Origin of the sequence: Xanthomonas nasturtii (assembly GCF_023337365.3) — a bacterium.
Classification (GTDB): Bacteria; Pseudomonadota; Gammaproteobacteria; order Xanthomonadales; family Xanthomonadaceae; genus Xanthomonas; species Xanthomonas nasturtii.
The window spans coordinates 4,780,646-4,800,158 of sequence record NZ_CP142084.2; the positions used below are offsets into that span (position 1 = coordinate 4,780,646).

The following is a 19,513-nucleotide window of genomic DNA, read 5'->3' on the forward strand; positions in this document are numbered from 1 at the left end:
CCCGTCCCACGCCACTGCGGCTTGTTCACGTTCTACCCCTATGAAGCGCCACCCCGGCGCCGGCACGGTCCTCATGCCTGAAGGCAATACCGCCCTAGAGAAGTGATCCCCTGGCATTGCGAGCGAATTGAAACAGGAACTGACTTTCAGTTAAAGAACAAAAAATTAATACTTCATTCCAGTTCTGAATTTTCCTGGCTTGTGAGACACCGGTGCGACGGGTATCTGTACGGCGACCCCCCGACACATGTCGGCGACGCACCTACGCAGGGAGAGCTGCATGAGCGAGTTTTTCATCGGCCAGGTCATGCTGACCGGTTTCGCGTTCGCGCCGAAATATTTCGCGCAATGCAATGGCCAGCTGCTGCCGGTCAATCAGAACCAGGCATTGTTCAGTCTGCTAGGTCCGCGTTTTGGCGGTGATGGCCGGACCACGTTTGCCCTGCCTGATCTGCGCGGTCGCACACCGATCGGGTATGCGCCTTCGGTCGATGCGAATTGGCAGCCGCCGGTTACTCCGATCGGTCAGGCGGGCGGCGCGGAAGCGGTGACCCTGGTGCCCGCCGACCTGCCCGCGCACAGCCACCTGGTGGAATGCAGCAGCACCGGTGGCAACAACCGCACACCGACCGGCCGCGTGTTTGCCGCCAACGTGGCCACATCCGGTGCCGCCACGCCGCTGTATGCCGCTTCGGGAACGACCGTTCCACTGGCGCCGCCAACGGTCTCGCCCGCTGGCGGTAACCAACCGCATCCGAATGTGCAGCCCTACACCACGATCAACTTCTGCATCGCGCTGTCGGGCATTTTCCCCTCGCGTGGCTAAACGCAACCCCATTCGGGTGCGCCTGCATGCGCGGCGCCTCATCGACCAGGAAGGATCACATGGGCACTCCATTCATCGGCGAAATCCGCATGTTCGGCTTCGGCCGCACGCCTCAGGGCTGGCAGGCGTGCGACGGCTCGCTGCTGCAGATCTCAGAATACGAGCCGTTGTACGTCCTACTCGGCATCGCCTATGGCGGCGATGGGCAAAATACCTTCGGGGTGCCGGATCTGCGCGGTCGCCTGCCGATTCACCAGGGCCAGGGCCCTGGCCTGAGCAACTACGTGTTCGCCCAGAAGAGCGGTACCGAAACGGTGACCTTGACCGAACCGCAGATGCCGGCGCACACCCATGTTGCGCAGGTCACGACGGTAGCGGCAACCAGCCCCTCACCGGCCGGACTCCTGCCAGCGGCGGTCGGTGCCACGCTGTTCTATGTCAGCGACGTGACCGGGGCCACCGCGCTGGCGATGTCCACGCAGAGCACCTCGTTCACAGGTGGCAGCCAGCCGCACGACAACACCATGCCGACGCTGACCGTGCAGTACTGCATCGCCACCACGGGCATCTTTCCGCAGCAGCCCTGATCCACCGCGCCGCGCCGAGTCGGTCGCGGCCTGCATCGCTCCACTGGAGGAAATGCGCATGACCGAACCCTATTTCGGCGAAATCCAATTGTTTCCCTTCGATTACAGCCCTTACGGTTGGGCGCTGTGCAACGGGGCAACCCTGCCGGCTATGCAGAATAGCGCGCTGTTCTCGTTGCTGGGCATGGCCTATGGCGGCAATGGCAGCACCACATTTCAGTTGCCGAACTTCTCCGCGCGCGCCGGCTGCCAGCAGGGGACAGGGCCGGGTCTGACTCCACATGCGCTGGGCAGTACGTTCGGCTCCGCCTCGGTGAGCCTGTTGAGCACGCAGATGCCCAATCACGCGCATGGCTTCAATGCGTTTTCGCAGGCGGATCCGAGCAAGAAAAGCGGCACCCCCAGCAGCGGAGCAGCGCTGTCGAACTTGAACAGCAACAGCGACCGGCCGTTCAGTGCAGTCGCACCCGACCAGCAGTTTTCCCCGACCATGGTGCTGCCCACCGGCAACGGCCAGGCGCACGAGAACCGGCAGCCCTATCTGGCCATGAATTTCTGCATCGCGTTGTCCGGCAGCTATCCCATGTTTGATTGACGCCATGCAGGACGATGCAGATGCATCCGCAAGCGTGCACGCCGGCGTCGTGCCACCGCATGCGCTGAGCGCCCACGGCATCTCGTTGCGCCCCGAGCAGGGCGACGATCTGGCCTGGTTGCGTGATCTCTATGCCAGCACGCGTCACGACGAAATGACGCAGGTGCCCTGGCCAGACACGACCAAGCGTGCGTTTCTGGAGCAGCAATTCGACTTGCAGCGCACGCATTACCGACACCATTTTGCCGATGCCGCCTTTCTGATCGTCCAGGTCAGGGAGTTACGTATCGGTCGCCTGTATCTGCACCGCACCGCAACGCAACACACGCTGGTCGATATCAGCTTGCTGCCGGACCGGCGCGGCAAGGGCATTGGCTCGCACCTGATTGCCTACGCGCAGGCGTCGGCACGCGCTGCGCCGTGCGCCTTGTGCCTGCATGTACTGCATGCCAACCGCGCAGCGCAGCGGCTATATGTTCGGCACGGCTTCGTTGCGGGCCACAGCACCCAGACACATCTGCAGATGCACTGGAATCCGCACGCTCAACTGCTCAGTTGAGCGCGCTCAATTGAACACGGCCTGATACAGAAACCCGTCGCGTTCGCGCGCCACCGGCACCAGAAAAACGCCGATCTCGCCCAGGCGCGCGTGACGCATCTGATAGGTCTGTTGCGGAAACAAAAAGGCCGAGCCATTGCGAAACAACAGCGAGAACGGCGCACGTTGCGCGTTGCGTGTGTCCTGCAATGGCCTGGCTTCCACCAGCACGAACGGTACCTCGCCCTCATTCAAGGAGGCAGCGAAGGTGTCGTTGACGCTGCCGGCGAAGTGTTCAAGCGTCAGCAACTCCATGGATGATTCCTTAGCGACGGTGTGCGCAGATCGTCGCGTCTTTTGCGCAGGCACCACAAGGCAGCGATGCCGACAACGCGACGCACTCGACAGATCGGGAGGACGGGCAGGAACCCTCAGACGAAATACCTGACCGCGAGAAACGACACGACGGTGCGGGGATTGCGAAATGTACCGAGTGATAGCGCGCCAATCCTCCCTACTGCAGCGTACGTTGAACAGCGATGCAATCCTGCGCGACGGTGCCTGCGCTGCGGGACACGCTGTTACGCAGGATGGCGACATGCGCAGCCACATTGCTTGCCGCATGAATGCGACAATACTGCACGCGTCAGTCTGGTTATGTTCAGCGGTGTGACGGCTACTCTATCGCGTTGGAATTCTGTTAAAGGTCTCGATGACGGCGTCCGCTCCCCCTGTCGTGCAATTGTCTGATGTCCGCATCGATCGCGGCGGACGCACGATCCTGCGCGATGTCTCGCTGGATGTGCCCCGCGGCAGCATCACGGCCGTGCTCGGTCCATCCGGTAGCGGCAAGTCCACGCTGCTGGCCGCGTTGACCGGCGAGCTGCGCCCGGTGGCCGGCACGGTCACGCTGTTCGGCAACACGATTCCGACCGGTAGCCGTGCGCTGCTGGAGATGCGCCGCAATGTCGGCGTGCTGCTGCAGGGCAATGGGCTGCTGACCGACCTGAGCGTGGCCGACAACGTGGCGCTGCCGCTGCGCACGCATACGCGCCTGCCGGCGCCGGTGCTGCAGCGCCTGGTACAGATGAAGCTGCATGCGGTGGGCCTGCTGGCCGCGGCCGATGCCTGGCCGCGCGAGTTGTCCGGCGGCATGGCGCGCCGCGTGGCGTTGGCGCGCGCGTTGGCGCTGGACCCGCCGCTGATGATCTACGACGAGCCGCTGACCGGGCTGGACCCGATCGCCTCGGGCGTGATCATGAGCCTGATCCAGCGCCTCAACGACAGCCTTGGCCTGACCAGCATCATCGTCAGCCACCACGTGCACGAGACCCTGCCGATCAGCGACCAGGCCGTGGTCATCGCCAATGACGGCATCGTGTTCGCCGGGACACCGGCGCAACTGCAGGACAGCACCGATCCGCTGGTGCAGCAGTTCCTGCACGGCCAGCCGGACGGCCCGATCGCCTTCGATGCCGCCCCGCGCCGCGACCGGAGTGCTGCCTGATGGCCTTTGCCGACTCGATCCGCGCCTTTGGCCGTGCCGGGCTGTTCTCGCTCACGGTATTGCGCGGTTCGCTGCCCACCCGCGACTTCATCGCCGAGCTGGTGCGCGAGATCTACAAGGTCGGCGCGCGCTCGTTGCCGATCATCGCCGTGGGCGGTGCCTTCGTCGGGCTGGTGCTGACCCTGCAGGGCTATCGCACGCTGACCACCTACGGTGCCTCGGATGCGTTGTCGACGCTACTCGGCCTGTCGCTGTATCGCGAACTGGCGCCGGTGCTGACCGCGCTGTTGTTCATCGGCCGCGCCGGTAGCTCGATTGCGGCCGAGCTCGGCTTGATGCGCGCCACCGACCAGATCAAGGCGCTGGAGCTGATGGCCATCGACCCGGTCGCCAAGGCGGTGGCCCCGCGCTTCTGGGCCGCGGTGCTCACGGTACCGTTGCTGACCGGCGTGTTCTGTTCGCTGGCGATCACCGGCGGCTATTTCGAAGCCGTGCACGTGCTGGGCATCGACAACGGCACCTTCTGGTCGGGCCTGAGCAACAGCGTGGACTTCTGGGACGACTTCGGCGTGGCGATGCTCAAGTCGGCGATCTTCGGCGGCACCGCTGCGCTGGTCGCCGCCTACGTGGGCTTCCATGCCGAACCGACCATCGAAGGCACCTCCATCGCCACCACCCGCGCGGTGGTGAATGCCTCGTTGCTGGTGCTGATGTTCAACTTCGTCCTTTCTGCAATGTTGTTTAGGTGAGATAGCCCATGGCCATGCGTGGACCACGACTCGAATTCGCCGTTGGCGCCTTTTTGCTGCTGACCCTGGCCTCGCTGCTGGTGCTGGCGGTGGCCTCGACCAACCAGCGCTGGGGCTTCGGCTCCAGCCAGTACACGCTGACCGCGCGCTTCAGCCAGATCGGCCAGCTGCGCGCGCAGGCGCCGGTGAAGATCGGTGGCGTGACCATCGGCAAGGTGGCCGACATCAGCCTGGACCCGACCAAGTTCGATTCGGTGGTGACGCTGTCGCTGGACACCAAATACAAGGATCTGCCCGCCGACACCTCGGCCGGCATCTTCACCAGCGGCCTGCTCGGTGAGAGTTATATCGGGTTGCAGCCGGGCGGCGACCCGGAAACGCTCAAGCCGGGCGAAGAGATCGGCTTCACCCAGCCGGCAGTGGATCTGCTGCAGCTGGTCGGCAAATACATGTTCAGTGGTGGCGGTGGCGGCAGCAATGCCCCGGCCGCCACCGACGGCCAGGCGCCCGCGCCTGCCCAGACCGCTTCTCCCTCTACGGAACCACACCAATGAAGACCACCCTGCTTTCCGCCATCCTGGCCTCGACCCTGCTGGTGTGCGCACCGGCCACCGTCCTGGCCCAGCCAGCTGCTGCCAGCGCGCCTGCGCAGGGCGCGGCGACCAAGACCGTCATCGACAGCAGCACCCGTATCCTGAGCACGCTGGATCAGCGCCGCGCCGAGTTCCGCAGCAACCCGGCGGCGCTGCGCCAGTTCATCGATGGCGAATTGAACAAGGCCTTCGACCGCGATTACTCGGCCCGCCTGGTGCTGGGCGTGAACGGCCGCGGCGCCTCCGATGCGGACGTCAAGCTGTTTGCCGATGCGCTGGCCGACAACCTGATGCAGCGTTACGGCACCGCGTTGTTGAACTTCGAAGGCAAGCCGACCTTCCGCGCCAAGTCCGAAAGCGCGCTGCCGGGCAACCGCGGCGTCAAGGTGTCCACCGACCTGCTGCGCGCCGGCAACGACCCGACCCCGGTCGATTACATGATGCGTAACGTCGGTGGCCAGTGGAAAATCTTCGACGTGATGATCGAAGGCATTTCCTACGTGCAGACCTTCAAGACCCAGTTCGACGGCCCGCTGCGCGAGAAGGGCATTGCCAAGGTTGCCGCCGAGCTGCGTAGCGGCAACCTGCAGGTCGGTGCGGCACCGGCCAATGGCAAGTAATACCGTGCAACGCACCGGCGACACGCTGGCAGTGACCGGCGTGATCGACCGTGCGGCAGTCACTACGGCCTGGCCGCAGGCGATTGCACAGCTGGACGGCGTGCGCACGTTGGACCTGGCGGGTGTACAACGTCTGGACAGCGCCGGCGTGGCGATGTTGGCCGAGCTGGCAGCGCGGTTGCGCCACGCCGGCAGCGGCGCGGTGGTGGGCGAGGCGCCCGGTCTGGACGAATTGCGCGCCGCCTATCGGTTGTCCCCTACCCTCGATTTTCAGGCCTGAGCGCCACCCCATGACCCAGTTCCGCTTTCTTCCGTTGTTGGCCTGCCTGTTGCTTGGTGCGTGCGCCAGCCAGGCACCGAAATCCGCACCGCCTTCGGGCGGGACCGCCATCGCGCCTGCCGCCGATGCCCCCGTACGCGACGATGCCGGGGTGACGGCGCAGCCAGCCGCCGCCGGTCTTGCCGCACCGGATGCCTTGCCTGCCAGCGCTGCGGCACCCGCCGATCAGGCCACTGCAGACACCGGCACCGCCGCTGCGGGCGCGCCGACCGATGCCGAAGCCGACTTCGACGCGTTGTACGGCCCGACCACCCCGCAGGCAGGGGCCAATGGGGCCCCGGCACAGCCGGGCGCTGCCCCGGCGTACGACCCGTGGGAGCGCTACAACCGCGGCATGCACCGCTTCAACATGGCGGTGGACCGTGGCGTGGCGCGTCCGTTGGCGACGGCCTACACCAAGGTGGTGCCGAGCCCGGCCCGTCTGGGTGTGACCAACTTCTTCGACAACCTCGGCACGCCGCTGACCATGGTCAACCAGCTGCTGCAGGGCCACCCGGTCTATGCGGCGCAGTCGCTGGGTCGCTTCGTGATGAACACCACGCTGGGTGTGGCCGGTCTGTTCGACCCGGCTTCTGCGGCCGGCATCCCACGGCGCAGCGAAGACTTCGGGCAGACGCTGGGTACATGGGGCTGGCGCAACTCGCGCTACTTCGAGTTGCCGCTGTTCGGGCCGCGCACCGTGCGCGACACCTTCGGCCTGGCGGGCGATATTCCGCTGTCGTGGGTGCGTCAGGTGGACGACGGTGGTGCGCGCTTCGCACTGCAGGGCCTGCAGCTGGTGGACACGCGCGCGCAGCTGATGTCGCTGGATTCGCTACGCGACCAGGCGCCGGACGAATACGCCCTGACCCGCGATGCCTGGATGCAGCGCCGCAATTACCAGATCACCCGCGACCTGCGCAGCCACCGCGAAGAGAACAACGAGCTGCCGGATTATCTGCGCGAAGACAAGGACAACACGGTGCCGGTGGACGCAATGCCGATTCCGCAGTGGATTCGTTGATCGTCTGAGTTTTGGCGTGGTGTCACAATGCAAAAGCCCGGGAGCGATCCCGGGCTTTTTTGTTGGGCAATGGCTCAGTGCGCGTTGTCGCGTTGTCGCGTTGGCAGCTGACGCGATGCCTGTGACACAGCAGTTGCGCTTGCAACGCGATCATTGTCGCCTCATCGCTTGCCAGCGTGTTGCGGGGGTTCGGGTTTGATCGATGGAGTGCGATCTACGTAAGTGAGATAGGCCTTCCAAAGATCGTGCGCGCGTTGATCGTTGAGGTCGACCATGCAGCTGGCTGCCTTTGCTGCTGCGACACTTGCAGTGCCCCAGCGCTGACGCACGTTGCCGCATTGCAGCGCCGCGTAATTGGCCCAGGCGGTCTGCGCATTGTCGAATGCATCGGCTGCAACACCTAACGTGGTTACTGCTCTTTCGCGCGCAACGCCCAAGTAATCGTCCAAGCGCGCCTGCGCGATGGCGACCTCTTTGACCCAGCACGCGTTGCTCTCAGCGGTTGTTTGCAAGTCAACGCACAGGTCTGCGGCATGCAAGGTCCCGCAGCTGGGAAACAACGCGGTCGCTCCAAGGCACGCGCGCCAGTGGCGCGCAAGCCGTGCCTTATCGCTTCGAGAGGAGAGCAGCTTCACTTGGATGCCAGCGCCGCATCCACCGCTGCACGCAGGCGTGCATCGTCGGCGGGGACATCGGGGGCGAAGCGCTCGACGATCTGGCCGTCGCGGCCGATCAGGAATTTTTCGAAGTTCCACAACACGCCAGGTGCGGGGTTGGGCGTAATGCCGTAACCGGCCAGTTTTTCGCGCATCGGGCCGTCGCCGGTGGCCTGCGGGTGTGCGCTGGTCAACTGTTGATACAGCGGATGCGTGTCCGTGCCGGTGACGGCGATCTTGGCAAACATCGGAAAGGTGACGTCATAGGTGAGCTGGCAGAACTGCGCAATCTCCGCCTCGCTCCCCGGCTCCTGGCCGTTGAAGTCGTTGGCCGGAAACGCCAGCACTTCCAGACCCTGCGCCTGCTTGTCGCGATACAGCGCTTCCAGGCCTTCGTACTGCGGGGTCAGGCCGCACTTGGAGGCCACGTTGACCACCAGCAGCACCTTGCCGCGGTAGTCGGCCAATGTGGCCGGCTCGCCTTCGATGCGGGTCACGGGAATGTCGTACAGCGTCTGGCTCATCGGGGCTGTCCTGATCTGCGGGGTAGCCAGCATAAACCGCCGCGCGCGCATGGGTGACCTGCGCTGCACCATGCCCCAACACTTGTAGATGCAAGTATCTTGGCGACACCCGCCGCATGGCCACACCCCGCACGCCGACCGGCTGTACCAATTTCCGCCTGCGCCGCGTGTCGCGGATGGTGTCGCGTCCATTACGCGACATAGCTGAGTGCGAGCGGTCTGAAGGCGACCGGGCAAACGCGAGCGCGCACTGCGCGCGACCTGGATCGGTGCGGCCATGGCGTTTGCCATCACCGAAACCATCGGCGTTGCGGCGGCGCTGTTCCCGCGCGGCTGGCTGTCCTTGTACGGCAGCGATGCGACCATGCTGCAGACCGGCACGCTGTACCTGCAGACCGTGGGGCCGTTCTACCGCTTCCTGGGCATGGGTCTGGCGATGTACTTCGCCTGGCAGGGCGCAGGAAGGCTGCGATGGCCGATCGGTGCGGCCGTGCTGCGCCTGGTGATCGCGGCCGGCATCGGCATCGTGGCGATCCGGCTGGGCGGCGGCCTGCACCAGGTCTACCTGGCACAGAGCGCGGCGCTGCTGGTGTCTGGGGTGGGAATTACGCTGGCCATTGCCGCTGGGTCGTTGTTCGGCCGGCCTGGCTGGCCGCGTCGCACCGCGGACGCGGTGGTGGACGCGTAGGCGCTGGCGCCGGTGCATGCGTTGGGGCATCTCGACGCGACGCGCCTGATGCCCTACCCGCGCATCAGTCGATGCACAGCGCGGCCTGGCCCTTGCCGCCGATGACTTCCTGGCGGCAGCCGAAGCGGTCGCTGTCGCGCTGGCAGGTGCCGTTGGTGGCGGCACCGGTCGGCACGATGCTGGTGGCCAGGCAATCGCCGCTGCAGTCGCTGTTGTCGCTGCAGGTCTTGCCGGCGTCGGCATACGGCACGATGCAGCGCACTGTCTGCATGCGGCCGACCGGACGCAGTTGGCCGCCCTTTGCGGTGCATGCTGCGGCATCGGCAGAGGCTGCGCGCGGTGGCTGCGCATCGGCTGCGGTGGTGCCCGAACGAGATGCCGGTGTCGCGCTGCAGGCGCCCAGCAGCAGCACGCACATCGTTGCGTAGATCCATCGCGTCGCCATGGGATGCTCTTCTTGAATAGGGTGCGTGCAAGCATCGCGGTGGCGATGTCTGCGCGGTGTGCTCGACATCCGGCGCAGGAGCAGGACGACACAGACCTGCTGTGTAGGAGCGCCCTCGGGCGCGATGAGGCGTTCTCGGCAACGCCTCATCGCGCCCGAGGGCGCTCCTACGGGTGGGTCGGTTTCGGGCGCTGTGCGGCCGGTCAGGGCTGCTGCGCTTGCTGGCTACTCCTGCTCGTCGCTGCTGTCGTCGTGTGAGACCCCGGCGCCTTCGTCGCTGCCATCGTCCAGCAGCGCCTGCGATTGCTCGCCGGACAACGTCTCCACGCCGCGCAGGCGGCGTTCGATGGTGCGGGTCTTGCGGCTGGCTTCGCCCAGGCTCTTGCCGACCGTGCTGATCTGCCGCTCGGCCTTTTCAAGAATGCCGGCGAACTTGCCGAACTCGCTTTTCACCGCGCCCAGCACCTGCCAGACCTCGCTGGAGCGCTTCTCGATCGCCAGCGTGCGGAAGCCCATCTGCAGGCTGTTGAGCAGCGCGGTGAACGTGGTCGGGCCGGCCAGCACCACGCGATGCTCGCGCTGCAGCAGATCGACCAGGCCGGCGCGCCGAATCACTTCGGCATACAGGCCCTCGGTGGGCAGGAACATCACCGCAAAATCCGTCGTATGCGGTGGGCAGACATACTTGTCGCTGATGGATTTGGCCTGCACGCGGATGGCGCGTTCCAGCTGTGCGGTCGACGTCTTGATTGCCTCCAGATCGCCTTTTTCCTGCGCGTCGATCAGGCGTTCGTAGTCTTCGCGCGGGAACTTGGCATCGACCGGCAGCCACACCACCGTGTCGTCGCCGCGCCCCGGCAGGCGGATGGCGAAATCCACCGCTTCGGCGCTATCGGGCCTGACCCGCACGCTGCGCGCGTACTGCTCCATCGTCAAGGTCTGCTCGAGGATGTTGTCCAGCTGCACTTCGCCCCAACCGCCGCGGTCCTTGACGTTGGTCAGCACGCGCTTGAGGTCGCCCACGCCGGTGGCCAGCTGCTGCATTTCGCCCAGGCCGCGCTGCACCTGTTCCAGCCGTTCGGACACCAGCTTGAACGAGGCATCCAGACGCGTGTTGAGGGTGGTCTGCAGTTTTTCGTCGACGGTGGCGCGCATCAGTTCAAGCTTGCTGGCGTTGTCGTTTTGCAGGTTGGCCAGCTGCTGTTCCAGCGTGGCGCGCATTTCGCCGATGCGCAGTTCGTTGCGTTGGGTGAGCTCGGTCAGGCGCTGGCCCAGCGCTTCGGTGAAGCGCTGTTGCGATTCGCCGGCTTCCTGGCGGCCCTTGCGCGAATCTTCGGCCAGCGCTTCGCGCAAGGCGGCCATGTGCGTGTCGGTACGCGCAATCAGCTCGGTCAGTTGCTGGCCGAACATATGGATGCGGGTTTCCTGCTGCTGGCCGAAGCCTTCCAGCTGGGTACGCAGTTCGGTGAGCCGCAGGGTCAGCAGTTCGCCGGTGCGTTGCTGGGCCAGGGCGCTTTCTTCGCGCGCCTTGCGGGCATCTTCGCCGAGGGCGTCGCGCAGCAGGTCCAGGCGCTGATCGGTGCGCGTGGACAGTTCGATGAGATTGCGCGCAAAGGTTTCCAGGCGGCCGTCCTGCTGCCGCGCCAGGCCTTCGAGTTGCTCGCGCAGTTCGCCGCGGCCGTCGCGTTGTTCGGCGCGCAGCGCGTGCTCCAGCGCGGTGGTGGAGGGACGTCGCAGCAGCGCGAGCAGCTGCAACACCAGGACTACGACAAGCAGCCCGAGAAGGATCAGGGATTCGGATGACATGCGCGCAGTGTAACGGTGCCTGTCGCAACAGCTGCGTCGCTGAGTTCGGCCAGCGGCAATTGCGCGCAAGCGCTGCAGGATGCGCCAGCGAGACAGCGGCCATGCCAGGCCGCTGACGCGCGTGAGGCGTCTGCGCTCAGAAGCCTTCCAGCACCAGCTTGCCGCGGGTGCGGTGTGATTCCAGCGCGGCGTGGGCGCGGCGCAGGTTGTCGACGGTGATGCGGCCGTAGTGCTCGCCCAGGGTCGTGCGCAGCACGCCGCTGTCGACCAGGTCGGCGACGCGATTGAGCAGGTGGTGCTGGGCGATCATGTCGTCGGTTTCGAACAGCGAGCGGGTGAACATCAGCTCCCAGTGCAGCGACAGGCTCTTGCGCTTGAGCGGCAGCGCATCCAGCGTGGCCGGGTCGTCGATCAGCGCCAGCTGGCCCTGCGGTGCGAGCACCTCCACCAGCTGCGCGAAGTGCTGGTCGGTGTGGGTGAGGCTGGCCACGTGCTGCACCTGCGGGATGCCGATCCGCTGCAGGCCTTCGCTCAATGGCTGGGTGTGGTCGATGACGTGATGCGCGCCGAGTGCGTAGACCCAATCCTGGGTCTGCGGGCGCGAGGCGGTGCCGATCACGGTCAGCTTGGTCAGCGTGCGCGCCAGCTGCACCAGGATCGAGCCGACGCCGCCGGCCGCGCCGACCACCAGCAATGCCTGGCCTTGGCCGCCGCCTTCGGCAATGCGCAGCCGGTCGAACAGCAGTTCCCAGGCGGTGATGGCGGTCAGCGGTAACGCGGCCGCCGCAGCGTCGTCGAGCGTGCTTGGCTTGCGCCCGACCAGGCGCTCGTCCACCAGATGGAATTCGGCATTGGTGCCCGGGCGGGTCAGCGCGCCGGCGTAGTACACCGCATCGCCGGGGCGAAACAGGCTGACCTCGCTGCCGACCGCATCGACCACGCCGCTGGCGTCCCAGCCGAGCACACGCGGCGACTCCACCGGCGCGTTGGCGCGCACCTTGGTGTCCACCGGATTGACCGAAATGGCATGGATGCGCACGCGCAGATCGCGCGGGCCGGGCTCGGGCAGCGGCAGCTCGAGTTCGACCAGCGCGCGCGCGTCGTCGATGGGCAGGCCGTGTTGCGGGTAGGCGATGGCTTTCATGGCGGGCGTCATGCAGGGAGGGGACATGCAGGGTCGGCTGCCGGGATTAGGAGAAAAACCGGCAAACTGCACAAGCACTTTCACGATTGGAGTGAAGATGGTCCGCTTCGAGGACCTGGCGCTGTTCGTGCGCACGGCGGCGCTGGGCAGTTTTTCCAATGCCGCGCGCGAGGCCGACCTGCTGCCGGGGCAGGTCAGCGCGGCAGTGGCCCGGCTGGAGCGGGCACTGGATCTGCGCCTGTTCGCCCGGTCCACCCGCAGCCTGCGGCTGACCGCCGAGGGCGAACAGTACCTGCCGTATGCGCGCCAGGTGCTGGAGCTGCTGCGCGACGGGCGCGAGCAGGTGCGTGGGCACGACACCGAACTGCAGGGCCTGCTGCAGGTCACCGCGCCGTCGGATCTGGGCCGCAACGTGCTGCTGCCGTGGCTGACCGAGTTCCGCGCTGCGCATCCGAAGCTGACCTTGCGCCTGCATCTGTCCGACCAGGTGGCCGACCTGTATCGCGCGCCGGTGGATGTGGCATTCCGGCTCGGCCGCATCGACGGTGCGGACCACGTGGCATTGCCGCTGGCGCCGGACAATCGCCGCGTGCTGGTGGCCGCGCCCGCCTACCTGCAGCGCAACGGGCGGCCGGCCACGCTGGAGGCGCTGCGCGAGCATGCCTGCCTGCTGTATGTGCTGGCCGGGCGCGCCTACGACCGCTGGCAGTTCGAACAGGAGGGCCGCCGCCAGGTGGTGCCGGTGCGCGGCGCGATGCTGTGCGACGACGCCGATGTGGTGCGGCGCTGGGCAGTGGCCGGCGAAGGCATCGCCTACAAGTCGTGGCTGGATGTCTGCGACGACGTGCAGGCCGGGCGGCTGGAGGTGCTGTTGCCGGACTGTGGCGACCGCTTGCCGCTGCATCTGGTGTGCCCGCACCGCAAGCAGTTTTCACCGGCAATCCGGCAATTGCATGCGTTGTTTGCACGACGCTGCCAGGCGCTGACGGCGTTGTACCCGGTGTAGGCGGATGGGGTTGTTGTGGAGTGATGGGGTGGATGAAAGGCAACGCGTTGAGCGGTGCGTCTTGTGAGAATGCACTGCGCAAGCTGCAGCTGCCTGGCAGAGTGCGTGGATACATGCGCCTGCGCTGGGTGTAGCGCGCGCGCGTCCTTGCAGGCAGCGCGCGCCGCCATCGCGCATTGCTGGCACACAGGCGTAGCACGGAGCAATACATGCTGGAACTCTACGGAAAGCCGACGTCGATCAATGTGCGCAAGGTGCTGTGGCTGTGCGATGAGCTGGCGCTGGAGTACACGTTGCATCCCTATGGCAGCGGCTTTGCATCGGTGCAGACGCCGGCGTTTCGCGCGCTCAATCCCAATGCGCTGGTGCCGGTGCTCCGCGATGGCGCGCTGGTGCTATGGGAGTCGAATACGATTTGCCGGCACCTGGCCGCGCGCAGCCAACGCCACGATCTGCTGCCGGCCGCACCGGCCGCACGCGCAGTGGTCGAGCAATGGATGGATTGGCAGGCCACCGAACTCAACACCGCCTGGCGCTACGCGTTCATGGCCAGCGTGCGTGGCAGTGCGGCGCATACCGGTCCGCGGGCGATTGCCGACAGCGTGGCGCAATGGAACCGGCACATGGCGATCCTCGATGCGCAGCTGCAGCGCGGCGGTCCGACGTCCTGGGCGCAGACTTCACCCTGGCCGATATTGTGCTGGGCCTGTCGAGGCAACGTTGGATCGCCAGCCCGATCGCGCATGCGGCATTGCCTGCGGTGTCGGCGTATTACGCATGCTTGAAAACACGCGCCGGTTTTCAGCGCCACGGTTGCACGGCCCCGTAACGCGGCGCACACCGCCGGCGCGAAGCGAGCCAGACAACGCAACGACTGCATTGACCTCAACGTGACCTGCGCATGGGTAGGGTGAGATTCTGTTTTTGCGAGGCTTGCCGATGACCACTGCCACCAACCAAACCCGTCTGCTGGCCCTGGGCCTGTTTGCTTTTCTGGCCACCTTCGCGGCGATCGTGTGGTCTTTGATGCGGCCTTACGGCACGGCGTATTTTTTCCCGGTGCATTTTTTGATCGGCGCAGCGTTGCCGTTTCTGATCTATGCGATCGGTGGAACCCGGCTGTGGTTCTGGATCGGCATGGGCGTCACTGCGCTGGTGCTGCTGTGGTTCAACCTGTGGGGTCATGAAGCCAATGGCGCAGCGCCGCAGTTGCTGGATTGGAGCCACTTCGCTGCCGGTGTGGTCGGGCTTGCCGGTGCCTGGGCGGTGCAGCTGATTTATCGCAATGCGCGCCCGCCGCATCGTCCGTCGGTTGAGTGAGCGATTGCGCGGGGATTGGCGCGTTGGAATCTGGGATTTGTAGAAGCGCTGGGCTGCAGACGTCGGTCGGGTTGGCGAAGATCTGGCAAGGTCAAGCGCGCGCCACGCGCGATACAGGTGCGCTCGTCCACCCTGCCCGACCTGCGCCGCCACATGACCTTGGACCGATAGCATTGCTGCGCTGCGTTGGGCGACACTCGCGCATTCTTTTGATTCCCGCGAGGTCCGCATGTCGTCTTGGCTCAGGCGCAAATCCATCGATCAGGTCACCGTGCACGAGGCCGGCCGGCAACTGGTCCGCAGCCTGAGTTGGCCGCATCTGATTGCGCTGGGGATCGGCGCGATCGTCGGCACCGGTATCTACACGCTGATTGGTGTGGGCGCCGACAAGGCCGGCCCGGCGGTGCTGCTGTCGTTCGTGGCGGCCGGCATCGTGTGCGCCTGCGCGGCGCTGGCGTATGCGGAAATGGCCACGATGATGCCGGCCGCCGGCAGTGCCTACACCTACAGCTATACCGCGCTGGGCGAGAGCATCGCCTGGGTGGTGGGCTGGAGCCTGGTGCTGGAATATTCGCTGGTGGTCAGCACGGTGGCGGTGGGCTGGTCGGGCTACTTCGTCGGTTTCCTGCAATGGCTGGGGGTGGAGCTGCCGCAGACGCTGATTGCCGGGCCGCATGCCGGCGGCATCGTGAACCTGCCGGCGGTGGTGATCACCTTCCTAGTGGCCGGCATGCTGATGGCCGGCACCAAGGAAAGCGCCACGCTCAATGCGGTGCTGGTGGTGCTGAAGATCATCGCGCTGGGCGTGTTCGTGGCGATCGCGTTGCCAACCTTCAACAGCGCCAACCTGCAACCGTTCATGCCGTATGGCTTCTCCAAGGCGATGGGCCCGGACGGCGTGGAGCGCGGGGTGATGGCGGCGGCGGCGATCATCTTCTTTGCGTTCTATGGCTTCGATGCGATTTCCACCGCGGCCGAAGAGACCAAGAACCCGGGGCGCGATCTGTCGATCGGCATCGTGGGCTCGATGATCGGCTGCACGCTGATCTATGTGCTGGTGGCGCTGGCGGCGGTGGGTGCGATGAGCTTCACCGTGTTCGGCAAGAGCCCCGAGCCGCTGGCGCTGATCCTGCGCGAACTCGGCCACGGCAAGGCCGCGTTGGTGATCGGTGCGGTGGCGATCATTGCGTTGCCGACCGTGCTGCTGGCGTTTTTGTACGGGCAGAGCCGGATTTTTTTCGTGATGTCGCGCGACGGGCTGTTGCCGCGCGGCTTGTCCAAGGTCAACGCACGCACCGGCACACCGGTGGCGATCACGCTGTTCACCGCGGTGCTGGTGGCGGCGTTGGCGGGCGTGGCGCGGCTGGATGAGATCGCCGCATTGGCCAATGCCGGCACGTTGGCGGCATTCACCGCGGTGGCTGCGTGTTTGCTGGTGCTGCGCGTGCGCGAGCCCGGCCGTGCGCGCGCCTTCCGCACGCCACTGGCGTGGGTGGTGGGCCCGGTGGCAATCCTGGGCTGCCTGTACCTGTTCTGGAGCCTGCCGAGCAAGACGCAGCTGTGGTTTCTGGTCTGGAACGTGCTGGGTGTGGTGGTGTACCTGGCGTACGGGCGGCGCAATAGCCGATTGCACGTGGGGTGAGTCGCCCTTCTCCCGTCGGGACATTGTCCTCCTTTATGGGGGAGAAGGTGCCCCGCAGGGGCGGATGAGGGTGTGGGCGAAGCCTCGTGTTATCCAATTCGTCAGGGGCTTCGCCCCCGTACCCTCACCCCAACCCCTCTCCCGAGGGGAAAGGGGCTTTCGAGCTGCGGGCCGCTGGTCAGTGCTTGCGGCGTCTGGGCTTGCAGTGACTGGGTGGCTGCAGCAGGTTGCTATTGCGCTGCTGCTGGCGTGGCGCAGAACGAGGTCGGCAACGCATCCGCTTGCGTGCCCCACCCTTGGGTCGGGGCGCGGTTGGTCAGCGCGAACGACAGCGTGCCGCCCTGCTGCAACTGCGCCCAGTCCAGGAATACCTGCGGCTGCGGCTTGCCATTCAATCGCACGCCATCCACGTATTGCAGCGTGCGGCCGTCGGCGCCAGGCGCGTCGATGCGCAGGCGCTTGCCGTTGCCCAGGGTGAGCGTTGCCCGCTTGAAGCGCGGCGCATGCAGCAGGAATTGTCCGCTGCCCGGTACCGCCGGATACAGGCCCAGTGCACTGAAAAGGTACCAGGCCGACATGGTGCCCAGATCGTCGTTGCCGGTCACACCGTTGGGTGCGTTGGTGAACAACTGCTGCGCGGCGCGCACCACGGTGGCGGTCTTCCACGGTTGGCCGATCAACGTGTACATCCACGGTGCGTGCAGGTCCGGTTCGTTGTTGGGGTTGTAGCGGTACTGGTTGTAGTAGCTGTAGGGGCCGACCACCCAGTGCGTGCGGGCGCCATTGCGCGGGTCCTTGAGCAGGTCGTCGTAGGCGAAGAAGGCGTCCAGCCGCTTGCCGGCCTGTTCGCTGCCGTGCATGGCCTGCAGCATGCCGGGAATGTCCTGCTGCACCAGCCATTGATACTGCCAGGCGGTGCCTTCGTGGAAGCCGTGTTGCGAGCGTGGGCTGTACTGATCGTTGGACGGCGCGTACCAGCTGCCGTCTTCCAGCCGCGGGCGCGGAAATCCGGCAAACCCGGTCTCGGCATCGCGCACGTCTGCGTCCCAGACGTTGTACCAGTTGCCACCGCGCGCACGCAGCTGCGCGCTGTCGTCGGCGTGCCCCAGGGCCTGCGCCATCTGCGCAAGTGCGCAATCGGCCAGCGCATATTCCAGCGTAGCCGAGCCGCCGTGGTGCGGGTCCACGTCCATGCCCTTGGACGGAAACGCGCGGTCGTAGTGCACGAAGCCCTTGGACAAATAATTGGCGTTGCCCGAGCGCCCGGCGTGGCGCGAGTTGGTCGGCGGTTGGCCGAAGGCGTTTTGCCGTAACGCTGCATACGCTTGGGCTTCATTGCCCTGCAGTGCGCCGAAGCGCCACAGATCGACCAAAAACGGCGTCACCGGATCGCCGGTCATGATGTTGGTATCGAAATTGGCGTAACCCCAGCGCGGCAGCCAGCCGCCTTGCTGATGGATCGCCAGCAACGAGCGGCCGATGTCGCGTGCGCGTGCCGGTTGCAGCAGCGCCAGCAACTGGTTTTGCGAACGGTAGGTGTCCCACAGCGAAAAATATTCGTAATAGGTCCAGCCATCGGCGCGGTGGATCGCATCGTCGTAGCCGCGGTAGCGGCCATCGGCATCGCTGCCAGTGAGCGGCTGCAGCAAGGCGTGATACAGCGCGGTGTAAGCCACGCTGCGGTCGTCGGGGCTGGCGCCGTCCAGCTGCAGGCTGGCCAGTTCGCGGCGCCAGGTTTGCTGTGCGCGCTGGCGCATCTGTTCCAGGCGCAGCAGCTTGCCACCCTGCATGCCGTCGGCGCGCAGGTTGTTGCGTGCACCGTCGGCATCCACATGCGAAATGGCGCTGACCACGGTCACCGCGCGCGCGTCTTTGCCCTTGCCCAGCGGGAAGCTGAGCCAGGCGCCGTTGGGCTTGAGCTCGCCGCCCATGCCGTGACGCGCGCCGGGCACGCCGCCGTCTTCGCCCCACACCCCGTGCGCGGTGAACGGGCGGTCGAATTCCAGCCGGAACCAGGTGGTGTATTCGTGGCCGCCGCAAAAGCTTTGCGTGACCAGTTTGCCTTCCACCGCGCGGTCGCCCACCACTTGCACCTGGCTGCCGATCACCACATGGCGGTCGTTGGCCTGGGCCACGTTGATCAGCAGGTGGCCGGTGTCGGCCCCCGGCGCGAAGGTGTAGCGCTCGGTGGCGGCGCGGGTGAGCGCGCTGGCTTCGGCGTCGATGCCGCCGTAATCGGTGAGCCGCACCTTGTAGTACCCGGCCTGGCCCACTTCGCCGTCATGCGTGTAACGCGCGGCATAGCGCTTCTGGTCGAAGGCCTTGGCATCGGTGGTATCGAAGTCACCACCCGGGCCGATGCGCCCGGTGACCGGCAGGATCGACACCTGTCCGCCCTGCTCCCAGCAGCCGGCACCGGACAGGAACGAATGCCCGAAGCCGCGGATGCTGGGGTCGTCGTAGCGCCAGCCGGCGTAATGGGCGCCGATCGGGCTGACCTGGATCAGGCCGAATGGCGCGGAGGCACCCGGATAGGTATTGCCGTCGTCCTTGCTGCCGATGAAGGTATTGACCTGCGTGGGGTCCTGCGCGGCCAGCGGCGGTGCGACCAGCATGCCGAGCAGACACAGGCCGGCGGCAGCGCGGCGCCACAGCGGCGTTGATGAAAGGCGCGACGAAGAGCGATCAGATGCAACGGCAGAGAGCATGCAAGACACCTCGGGGGAGCGGGCGGCCGAGGCCGCAGGTGGAATGACGCGCGCCGACCACTGCACAGGCGGCAATCGGCATGACAACCGAACTCGAACCAAGACCAGCAATGCCGGGTAAAGGAGCGCAATCCTCGTCGGTTGGGTGGACGGTGCGGAACAGGACGAGTGTACGAGTGACCATGCCGATTCCGAACACCGGCGTTGCCCGTCTGG

21 protein-coding genes and 1 pseudogene are annotated in these 19,513 nt (G+C 66.0%); 15 read left to right on the forward strand and 7 right to left on the reverse strand.

Annotated elements, in window-relative coordinates; translation table 11 throughout:
• Positions 1-280: 280 nt before the first annotated feature.
• Genes M3O59_RS20920 through M3O59_RS20935 form a run of 4 tightly spaced genes read left to right on the forward strand, consistent with a single transcriptional unit; the run spans position 281 to position 2,567 of the window.
• On the forward strand, positions 281-826 hold the full coding sequence (locus tag M3O59_RS20920; RefSeq protein WP_064631501.1) for a phage tail protein: 546 nt from the start codon (positions 281-283) through the stop codon (positions 824-826).
• Positions 827-885: 59 nt separating this feature from the next.
• Entirely contained in the window at positions 886-1,413 is a 528-nt protein-coding gene (locus tag M3O59_RS20925) for a phage tail protein (RefSeq protein WP_064631499.1), read from the forward strand.
• A gap of 58 nt (positions 1,414-1,471) precedes the next feature.
• Positions 1,472-2,008, forward strand: a complete 537-nt coding sequence (locus tag M3O59_RS20930) for a phage tail protein (protein ID WP_064631572.1) — start codon at positions 1,472-1,474, stop codon at positions 2,006-2,008.
• Between the two features lie 4 nt (positions 2,009-2,012).
• A complete protein-coding gene (locus M3O59_RS20935; protein ID WP_064631497.1) occupies positions 2,013-2,567 on the forward strand; it encodes a GNAT family N-acetyltransferase in 555 nt (184 codons plus the stop codon).
• A gap of 6 nt (positions 2,568-2,573) precedes the next feature.
• Here M3O59_RS20935 and M3O59_RS20940 read toward each other — a convergent pair whose 3' ends face one another.
• A complete protein-coding gene (locus M3O59_RS20940; protein WP_116905993.1) occupies positions 2,574-2,861 on the reverse strand; it encodes a DUF6916 family protein in 288 nt (95 codons plus the stop codon).
• 397 nt (positions 2,862-3,258) lie between these two features.
• Between M3O59_RS20940 and M3O59_RS20945 the strand changes: the two genes are divergently transcribed.
• Genes M3O59_RS20945 through M3O59_RS20970 form a run of 6 tightly spaced genes read left to right on the forward strand, consistent with a single transcriptional unit; the run spans position 3,259 to position 7,358 of the window.
• On the forward strand, positions 3,259-4,053 hold the full coding sequence (locus M3O59_RS20945) for an ABC transporter ATP-binding protein (protein ID WP_064631493.1): 795 nt from the start codon (positions 3,259-3,261) through the stop codon (positions 4,051-4,053).
• The gene (locus tag M3O59_RS20950; RefSeq protein WP_039441429.1) at positions 4,053-4,802 is read left to right on the forward strand and encodes an MlaE family lipid ABC transporter permease subunit; all 750 of its coding nucleotides are present in this window, start codon (positions 4,053-4,055) and stop codon (positions 4,800-4,802) included. The genes M3O59_RS20945 and M3O59_RS20950 overlap by 1 nt, the downstream gene beginning before the upstream one ends.
• A gap of 8 nt (positions 4,803-4,810) precedes the next feature.
• Entirely contained in the window at positions 4,811-5,356 is a 546-nt protein-coding gene (gene mlaD / locus M3O59_RS20955; protein ID WP_064631491.1) for an outer membrane lipid asymmetry maintenance protein MlaD, read from the forward strand.
• Positions 5,353-6,015 (forward strand): MlaC/ttg2D family ABC transporter substrate-binding protein, encoded by a 663-nt coding sequence (locus tag M3O59_RS20960; RefSeq protein ID WP_064631489.1) that lies wholly within the window; start codon positions 5,353-5,355, stop codon positions 6,013-6,015. Before mlaD ends, M3O59_RS20960 begins: the two co-directional genes overlap by 4 nt.
• Positions 6,005-6,295: an STAS domain-containing protein gene (locus M3O59_RS20965; protein ID WP_064631487.1), complete on the forward strand. Its 291-nt coding sequence runs from the start codon at positions 6,005-6,007 to the stop codon at positions 6,293-6,295. The genes M3O59_RS20960 and M3O59_RS20965 overlap by 11 nt, the downstream gene beginning before the upstream one ends.
• A gap of 10 nt (positions 6,296-6,305) precedes the next feature.
• Positions 6,306-7,358, forward strand: a complete 1,053-nt coding sequence (locus tag M3O59_RS20970) for an MlaA family lipoprotein (RefSeq protein ID WP_064631485.1) — start codon at positions 6,306-6,308, stop codon at positions 7,356-7,358.
• A 161-nt stretch (positions 7,359-7,519) separates the two neighbouring features.
• Here M3O59_RS20970 and M3O59_RS20975 read toward each other — a convergent pair whose 3' ends face one another.
• Together M3O59_RS20975 and M3O59_RS20980 are read right to left on the reverse strand one after the other, a co-directional pair.
• Entirely contained in the window at positions 7,520-7,993 is a 474-nt protein-coding gene (locus M3O59_RS20975) for a lysozyme inhibitor LprI family protein (protein WP_161945027.1), read from the reverse strand.
• Positions 7,990-8,538, reverse strand: a complete 549-nt coding sequence (locus M3O59_RS20980; protein WP_116905995.1) for a glutathione peroxidase — start codon at positions 8,536-8,538, stop codon at positions 7,990-7,992. The genes M3O59_RS20975 and M3O59_RS20980 overlap by 4 nt, the downstream gene beginning before the upstream one ends.
• 277 nt (positions 8,539-8,815) lie before the next feature.
• Here M3O59_RS20980 and M3O59_RS20985 point away from each other — a divergent pair, with 277 nt between their 5' ends.
• Positions 8,816-9,226, forward strand: coding sequence for an MATE family efflux transporter (locus tag M3O59_RS20985; RefSeq protein ID WP_116905996.1), 411 nt, complete (start codon positions 8,816-8,818; stop codon positions 9,224-9,226).
• Between the two features lie 64 nt (positions 9,227-9,290).
• Here M3O59_RS20985 and M3O59_RS20990 read toward each other — a convergent pair whose 3' ends face one another.
• The 3 genes from M3O59_RS20990 to M3O59_RS21000 all read right to left on the reverse strand — a co-directional run bounded on the left by M3O59_RS20990 (position 9,291) and on the right by M3O59_RS21000 (position 12,621).
• Positions 9,291-9,671, reverse strand: a complete 381-nt coding sequence (locus M3O59_RS20990) for a hypothetical protein (RefSeq protein WP_116905997.1) — start codon at positions 9,669-9,671, stop codon at positions 9,291-9,293.
• Positions 9,672-9,896: 225 nt separating this feature from the next.
• Entirely contained in the window at positions 9,897-11,429 is a 1,533-nt protein-coding gene (gene rmuC / locus M3O59_RS20995; RefSeq protein WP_181920573.1) for a DNA recombination protein RmuC, read from the reverse strand.
• Positions 11,430-11,613: 184 nt separating this feature from the next.
• Positions 11,614-12,621 (reverse strand): zinc-binding alcohol dehydrogenase family protein, encoded by a 1,008-nt coding sequence (locus tag M3O59_RS21000; RefSeq protein WP_116905999.1) that lies wholly within the window; start codon positions 12,619-12,621, stop codon positions 11,614-11,616.
• A 97-nt stretch (positions 12,622-12,718) separates the two neighbouring features.
• Here M3O59_RS21000 and M3O59_RS21005 point away from each other — a divergent pair, with 97 nt between their 5' ends.
• The 4 genes and pseudogenes from M3O59_RS21005 (at position 12,719) to M3O59_RS21020 (ending at position 16,589) form a co-directional block, all read left to right on the forward strand.
• Positions 12,719-13,627: a LysR family transcriptional regulator gene (locus tag M3O59_RS21005; RefSeq protein ID WP_116906016.1), complete on the forward strand. Its 909-nt coding sequence runs from the start codon at positions 12,719-12,721 to the stop codon at positions 13,625-13,627.
• 209 nt (positions 13,628-13,836) lie between these two features.
• Positions 13,837-14,456, forward strand: a pseudogene (locus M3O59_RS21010) (glutathione S-transferase family protein).
• A 110-nt stretch (positions 14,457-14,566) separates the two neighbouring features.
• Positions 14,567-14,947, forward strand: coding sequence for a hypothetical protein (locus tag M3O59_RS21015; RefSeq protein WP_064631471.1), 381 nt, complete (start codon positions 14,567-14,569; stop codon positions 14,945-14,947).
• A 229-nt stretch (positions 14,948-15,176) separates the two neighbouring features.
• A complete protein-coding gene (locus M3O59_RS21020) occupies positions 15,177-16,589 on the forward strand; it encodes an amino acid permease (RefSeq protein ID WP_116906000.1) in 1,413 nt (470 codons plus the stop codon).
• A 230-nt stretch (positions 16,590-16,819) separates the two neighbouring features.
• Here M3O59_RS21020 and M3O59_RS21025 read toward each other — a convergent pair whose 3' ends face one another.
• A complete protein-coding gene (locus tag M3O59_RS21025) occupies positions 16,820-19,297 on the reverse strand; it encodes a GH92 family glycosyl hydrolase (protein ID WP_116906001.1) in 2,478 nt (825 codons plus the stop codon).
• Positions 19,298-19,513: the final 216 nt, after the last annotated feature.

Excerpts from the sequence above, each read along its gene's own strand:
- M3O59_RS20920 (WP_064631501.1), top strand. The coding sequence starts at position 281 with ATGAGCGAGTTTTTCATCGGCCAGGTCATGCTGACCGGTTTCGCGTTC.
- M3O59_RS20925 (WP_064631499.1), top strand. The coding sequence starts at position 886 with ATGGGCACTCCATTCATCGGCGAAATCCGCATGTTCGGCTTCGGCCGC.
- M3O59_RS20930 (WP_064631572.1), top strand. The coding sequence starts at position 1,472 with ATGACCGAACCCTATTTCGGCGAAATCCAATTGTTTCCCTTCGATTAC.
- M3O59_RS20935 (WP_064631497.1), top strand. The coding sequence starts at position 2,013 with ATGCAGGACGATGCAGATGCATCCGCAAGCGTGCACGCCGGCGTCGTG.
- M3O59_RS20940 (WP_116905993.1), bottom strand. The coding sequence starts at position 2,861 with ATGGAGTTGCTGACGCTTGAACACTTCGCCGGCAGCGTCAACGACACC.
- M3O59_RS20945 (WP_064631493.1), top strand. The coding sequence starts at position 3,259 with ATGACGGCGTCCGCTCCCCCTGTCGTGCAATTGTCTGATGTCCGCATC.
- M3O59_RS20950 (WP_039441429.1), top strand. The coding sequence starts at position 4,053 with ATGGCCTTTGCCGACTCGATCCGCGCCTTTGGCCGTGCCGGGCTGTTC.
- mlaD (WP_064631491.1), top strand. The coding sequence starts at position 4,811 with ATGGCCATGCGTGGACCACGACTCGAATTCGCCGTTGGCGCCTTTTTG.
- M3O59_RS20960 (WP_064631489.1), top strand. The coding sequence starts at position 5,353 with ATGAAGACCACCCTGCTTTCCGCCATCCTGGCCTCGACCCTGCTGGTG.
- M3O59_RS20965 (WP_064631487.1), top strand. The coding sequence starts at position 6,005 with ATGGCAAGTAATACCGTGCAACGCACCGGCGACACGCTGGCAGTGACC.
- M3O59_RS20970 (WP_064631485.1), top strand. The coding sequence starts at position 6,306 with ATGACCCAGTTCCGCTTTCTTCCGTTGTTGGCCTGCCTGTTGCTTGGT.
- M3O59_RS20980 (WP_116905995.1), bottom strand. The coding sequence starts at position 8,538 with ATGAGCCAGACGCTGTACGACATTCCCGTGACCCGCATCGAAGGCGAG.
- M3O59_RS20985 (WP_116905996.1), top strand. The coding sequence starts at position 8,816 with ATGGCGTTTGCCATCACCGAAACCATCGGCGTTGCGGCGGCGCTGTTC.
- M3O59_RS20990 (WP_116905997.1), bottom strand. The coding sequence starts at position 9,671 with ATGGCGACGCGATGGATCTACGCAACGATGTGCGTGCTGCTGCTGGGC.
- M3O59_RS21000 (WP_116905999.1), bottom strand. The coding sequence starts at position 12,621 with ATGAAAGCCATCGCCTACCCGCAACACGGCCTGCCCATCGACGACGCG.
- M3O59_RS21005 (WP_116906016.1), top strand. The coding sequence starts at position 12,719 with ATGGTCCGCTTCGAGGACCTGGCGCTGTTCGTGCGCACGGCGGCGCTG.
- M3O59_RS21015 (WP_064631471.1), top strand. The coding sequence starts at position 14,567 with ATGACCACTGCCACCAACCAAACCCGTCTGCTGGCCCTGGGCCTGTTT.
- M3O59_RS21020 (WP_116906000.1), top strand. The coding sequence starts at position 15,177 with ATGTCGTCTTGGCTCAGGCGCAAATCCATCGATCAGGTCACCGTGCAC.
- M3O59_RS21025 (WP_116906001.1), bottom strand. The coding sequence starts at position 19,297 with ATGCTCTCTGCCGTTGCATCTGATCGCTCTTCGTCGCGCCTTTCATCA.